Source organism: Bradyrhizobium guangdongense (assembly GCF_006483445.1).
Taxonomy (GTDB): domain Bacteria; phylum Pseudomonadota; class Alphaproteobacteria; order Rhizobiales; family Xanthobacteraceae; genus Bradyrhizobium; species Bradyrhizobium guangdongense_A.
In genome coordinates this window covers 1-5249 of the sequence record NZ_PPPT01000225.1, presented here as the reverse complement: position 1 = coordinate 5249, position 5249 = coordinate 1, and the positions used below count along the sequence as shown (strand labels likewise).

Annotated in this window: 6 protein-coding genes; 3 read left to right on the top strand and 3 right to left on the bottom strand. The window is 65.1% G+C overall.

Features of this window, described 5'->3' with window-relative positions; all coding sequences use genetic code 11:
* Positions 1-543 (top strand): molybdopterin dinucleotide binding domain-containing protein (locus C2U70_RS28905; RefSeq protein WP_283810412.1); only part of this gene is annotated, 543 nt, incomplete at its 5' end.
* Positions 544-558: 15 nt separating this feature from the next.
* On the opposite strand, the gene C2U70_RS28900 is transcribed toward C2U70_RS28905, so the two are convergent.
* The 3 genes from C2U70_RS28900 to irr form a co-directional block, all read right to left on the bottom strand.
* Complete coding sequence (locus C2U70_RS28900; protein ID WP_140982038.1) at positions 559-2787, bottom strand: xanthine dehydrogenase family protein molybdopterin-binding subunit; 2229 nt, start codon at positions 2785-2787, stop codon at positions 559-561.
* A gap of 1 nt (position 2788) precedes the next feature.
* Positions 2789-3250: a (2Fe-2S)-binding protein gene (locus C2U70_RS28895; protein WP_140982037.1), complete on the bottom strand. Its 462-nt coding sequence runs from the start codon at positions 3248-3250 to the stop codon at positions 2789-2791.
* Between the two features lie 152 nt (positions 3251-3402).
* Positions 3403-3882, bottom strand: coding sequence for a Fur family transcriptional regulator Irr (irr, locus tag C2U70_RS28890; protein WP_140982036.1), 480 nt, complete (start codon positions 3880-3882; stop codon positions 3403-3405).
* A gap of 192 nt (positions 3883-4074) precedes the next feature.
* Here irr and C2U70_RS28885 point away from each other — a divergent pair, with 192 nt between their 5' ends.
* Entirely contained in the window at positions 4075-4383 is a 309-nt protein-coding gene (locus tag C2U70_RS28885; RefSeq protein WP_140982035.1) for a hypothetical protein, read from the top strand.
* Positions 4384-4600: 217 nt separating this feature from the next.
* Positions 4601-5249: ABC transporter substrate-binding protein (locus C2U70_RS28880; protein ID WP_246666894.1), on the top strand; the 649-nt coding region annotated here is incomplete at its 3' end.

Sequence of the window (5249 nt, the reverse complement as noted above, 5' to 3'; positions counted from 1 at the left end):
CTGCTCGCCCATCCCGACCGCAAGGTGCGGCTCGCGATCGCGCCGATGCTGGACTGGCTCGACAAACTCGATCCCGCAAGCGCGCTGCCGGCGCGCGACTATCCCTTTGTGCTCGCGGCCGGCCAGCGGCGCATGTTCAACGCCAACCAGATTTTTCGCGATCCCGCGTGGCGCCGCAACGATCCGGATGGCGCGCTTCTCATCAACGCGAACGACCTCGAAACGCTCGGCGCCAGCGACGGCGACTGGATCGCGGTGCGTTCGGCTGTGGGACGTATCGTCGCTCGCGCCAAGCGCGACGATTCCATGCGCGACGGTCAGCTCGCGCTGCCGCATGGTTACGGCCAGAGCTATCCTACCGCGAATGGCGAACGCCTCAACAACGGTCCGCGCATCAACGCGCTGACCGAAAGCGGCAATCGCGACCCGATCGCCGGCACGCCCTATCACAAGCACGTCGCCGTGCAGCTCGAACGCCTCGCCGCGGCGGAGGCCGCGACCTACGAAGAGCAGTCGCGGCGCATTCACGCCGCGTCAGCCTGACCCTGCAGGAGGCAATCAGGCCTTGCCGCTCTGGGCCGCCTTCACCCGCTCCGGCGTGAACGGAACGGTCCGCAGCCGCAGGCCGGTCGCATCGAAGACGGCATTGGCGAGCGCGGCACCGACCGCCGCGCAGGCGGCTTCGCCCGCACCGAGCGGCGGTTCGCTCGGACGATCGACCAGTTCGATCTCGATTTTGGGGACATCCGAGAATCGCAGAATGGGATAGCCGGCCCAGTCGACGCTCGTCACGCGGGCGCGGTCGAATTTCACCTCCTCCATCAGCACGCGGCTGATGGTTTGCAGGATGCTGCCCTCGACCTGGGAGCGCACGCCATCGGGATTGATGATCTGTCCGCAATCATGGGCGCAGGACACTCGCTCGACCTTGATTCTGCCGCTCGCCTGCTCGACCGCGACCTCCATGCCCATCGCAACCAGCGTCTCGCTGTGCTTGTAGTGGATGTAGGAGATACCACGGCCCAGCGCGGTCGCCGCGCCGACGTTCGGGCCCGGCGATGGCCGCGGCTCCCATTTCATCATCGCCGCCACGCGCTTGACCAGTTCGATACCCCGCGTGTTCTTCAAGCCTCGCAGCCGGAACGCGACGGGATCAAGCCGGGCCGCGGCGGCCAACTCGTCCATGAAACTCTCGACGGCAAAGCAGTTGGCGGGCTTACCCGGTGAGCGCAGCGGCGCCGGCCGCAACGGCGTCTCCTTCAGCCAATGCACGACGACCTGCATGTGCGCGGCCTCATAGGGCGGATCGCCGTTCTGCGAGATCAGCCCGGTGTTGAGGCCAACGATATTGTCGAGCCCGGCCGCCTGCGGTCCCAGCAGCGGAATATTGAGCAGACCCTTGGTGGTCTGCGGAATCCACATCTCGGTGCGCCAGTCCAGGATCTTGCCTTCGGCGTCCACGGATCCCGCGAGATCGAGCAGTTGCGGCGGCCCCTTCGGGTCCCAGCCGAGCTCGTCGGCGCGCGACCATTGCACGCGCACGGGACGCCCCACCGCCCGCGACAGGATCGCGGCATCGGCAGCGGCGTCCTCGTGGCCATTCATGCCGTAGCAGCCGGAACCTTCCAGATAGATCAGCCGCACTTTTTCCAGCGGCAGGCCGAGGAAGCGGGCATAGGTCACACGGTTGTCGTGCATGCCCTGCGATGCCGTCCAGATCGTCGCCTGATCGGCGCTCACGTCGGCGACCGCACAGGACGGTCCGAGCGAAGCGTGGCTCTGCATCGGCCAGAAATAGCTGGCGGTCAGGGCTTTCGCATCCTGCGGCGCCGGCGACGGCGGCGCGCCCTTGGCCACGAGCGTCTCCGCCGCGGCACCGGAAGCTTCGCGCAGCGATTGCGTCAGCCGGCTCTGGTCCGGCAGGTTCGACGCCTCGCTCCATTGCGCACGCAAGCTGCGCGCGGCGCGGACCGAGGTCCACTCGTCATCGGCCACGACGGCCAGAAAATCCTTGATTCGGACCACCTTCACGCCGGCGAGATCCTTGATCGAGTCCTCGTCGACCGAGACAAGCGTGGCGCCGATCGCAGGCGGCCGGATCACGCGCGCATGCAGCATGTCCGGCAAGGTGAGGTCATGGATGTAGGTCGCCGTTCCCAGGCATTTGGCCGCAACGTCGGGGCGCGGCAGCGGCTTGCCCACGATCGTGTAGCTCCTGGGATCCTTGAGCGGGGCGTTGGGGTCGAGCTTGAGATCGAACTTGCGACCTTCGAGCAGGGCCGCGAAGGCAATCCCGGCGCCGCCGGCCTTCGGCCGAACCTCGCCGTCTGCGGCGGTCAGCTCGTCCGGCTTCAAGTTGAGGCGTTGCGCGGCCAAATCGACCAGCCCCTTGCGCGCGGTCGCCGCGGCCTGCCGGATCTGCATGCCGCCGCGCTGGATGCCGGTCGAGCCCGCCGTCCGTCCCTGGTTTGGCGTCAGCGCGGTGTCGCCCTCGAAATATTTGATCCTGTCGACGCCGATGCCGAGCTCCTCGGCCGCAATCTGCGGGATCGCGATGCGAAGTCCCTGGCCGAGATCGACCTTGCCGCAATACACCGTCACGGTGCCGTCTGCGTTGACGGTGAGATAAGCGTCGACCTGCGTATTGTCCGTGCGGCGTGCGACGCCGGCGACGCTCTGCGCCAAAGCGGTGCCTGGCGTCACCGTGAGCGCGAAGCCGACGGTCAGCGCACCGCCCTTGAGGATGGCACGGCGGGAGAAGCGAGCCTGGTCCAATGATGCACTCATCTCAGCCTCGCTGTCCCGACGCCGCCATGACCGCGCTCACGACCCTGGTGTGCGAGCCGCAGCGGCAGAGATTGAGCTCCAGCGCCGAGCGTATCTCGCCTTCGCTGGGCTTGCCGTTCTTCTCAAGCAAGGCGGCCGCGCTCATGATCATCCCGCTGGTGCAATAGCCGCATTGCGGCACCTGATGCGCGATGAAGGCCGCCTGGAGCGGATGCGGCTTTGCGGCGGTCCCCAATCCCTCCAGCGTCGTGACAGCCTTGTCCTGCACATCGGCCACCGTCATCTGGCAGGACTGCACGGCGGTGCCGTCGACCACAATTGTGCACGCGCCGCACTGGCCAAGACCGCAGCCGAATTTGGTCGCTGTCAAACCGAGGCCGCGCAGCACATAGAGCAGCGGCTTGTCGGCATCGGCCTCCACGGACAGCACGCCTTCGTTGACACGTAGCCGGTACCTGGGCATGTCTTCACTCCCTGTGCGACGCCCACGATGTTAGCTGAAATCGGAACGGGAATTGAAGGGCTATCGCAGCGCGAAGCGCGCGATCAGGATCACGGGTCGTCGACCGGCGAGGTGTGGCACGGCGGAACCTCCCCGGACGTCAAGCGGTCAGGCTACTGCTTCTTCCGCCTGATATGCACGATGACGTCGAGCCTGGAGATCTCGGGGCCCGGCAGGGCCTGCGGCATCTGCCTGAAGGTCAGGTCCTGGGAGATGTCGACCAGGACGTCCTCGCCCTCGAGGTAGAAATGGGGATGGACGCTGGTGTCGGTATCGAAGAACGATTTTGAGCCGTCGGCCGAGATCCGGCGCAACAGGCCGGCTTCGGTGAACTGGTTGAGCGTGTTGTAGACGGTTGCGAGCGACAGCCGCATGTTCGCGGCCGCCGCTTCCTCGAACAGCGTTTCCGCCGAGACGTGACGATGGTCGTTGAGGAACAAGAGCTGCCCCAGCGCCAGGCGCTGGCGGGTCGGCCGGAGGCCCGCCTCGCGCAGCAGGTGTTCGCAATGAACTGTACCGTCATCGACGCGGGGCGCGTCGTCGGCCTCAGGCGCAACGTCGCCCGCGAAAGTGCTGGTGGAGAGGATGTCCATCGCCGGCTCGTCTCACGGTTTGATCGTACCGGAGCACGCATGCCTCGACTGCTCCTGTTGCCATCGGATCGCAAAAGCGGCGCTTTCGCTTTGATCCCGATCAAATTAGGCAACGGCCGGCTCTCTTCTGACCTGGCGCAAGGCGCAACGCCGATCCGCTGCCAGACTGCGCGGCATTGGCGAGGACAAGAGATGTCGAAACCCATACCGGACAAAGCCGAGGTCGCGCTCGAATATCCCGACAAATTCTATGTCGGGACGTTCGAACATTCATCGCGCTTCGAGGCGCATCTCGACGGCAGCGGATTTGCGCTGGTGCTGCAGCGCCCGGGCGCCGATGACGTGCGGAAATCGGTGCATCTGCACATCAACTTCGGCCTGCTCGCCGGCATTCTGCGCGAGCTCGCTTCGAGCGTGGCCGCGATTCCAAAGGACGACATCGCGCATCGCGAGCTGCTCGCCGAGGCGTTGGCTAAGTTGCAGGCGGCCTTGCGTTCTTAGCTCATCAAGGTTTCGCACGAACGAATCGCTGGTGGGCGATGCGAGCGCATTGAACATTTTTTGTGCTGTCGGTGTCGAGACTTTCATCTTGCAGCGCGGAATGGGAGGTGTGAGCCTCGAAGAGGATGGGGACTTGGATGGGCTGGTTGCAGCTTTGCGCGCGACGTGAGCGTGCGCGGAGCGCGCGCGGCTGGCGTGGCTAAAGAAAGAACAAGACATGAAGAAACGACTGTTGCTGGGCCTCCTCCTCGCCTGCGGCCTCGCCGCCACGGCATCGGCGCAAGAGCCGAAGACGGGAGGCACCATCAATGCGGTGATCCAGCCCGAGCCTCCCGGTCTTATGCTTGCACTGGTCCAGAACGGTCCGACCCAGATGGTGTCGGGCAACATTCTTGAGGGATTGCTGCGCTACAGCCCCAAGCTCGAGCCACTACCGGGCCTCGCAGAAAGCTGGGCGGTCGGCGAGGACGCAAAGACCTACACCTTCAAGCTCAAGAAGGGCGTGACCTGGCACGACGGCAAGCCCTTCACGTCCGCCGACGTGCTGTTCTCGCTCGAGATGCTGAAGCAGACGCATGCGCGCGCCCGCAACAATCTGCTCCAGGTCGACAAGGTCGAGGCGCCCGACGATTACACCGTCGTCTTCACGCTGAAGCAGCCGTTCGGTCCGTTCCTCGGCATCTTCGAGGTCGGCTCGATGCCGATGGTGCCAAAGCATCTTTATGAGGGCACCGACTGGAAGACCAACGCCTGGAACAACGCACCTGTCGGCACCGGCCCCTTCATGTTCAAAGAATGGCAAAAAGGTTCGTTCATTCGCCTGGTGAAGAATCCGAACTACCACGAGAAGGGCAAACCCTATCTCG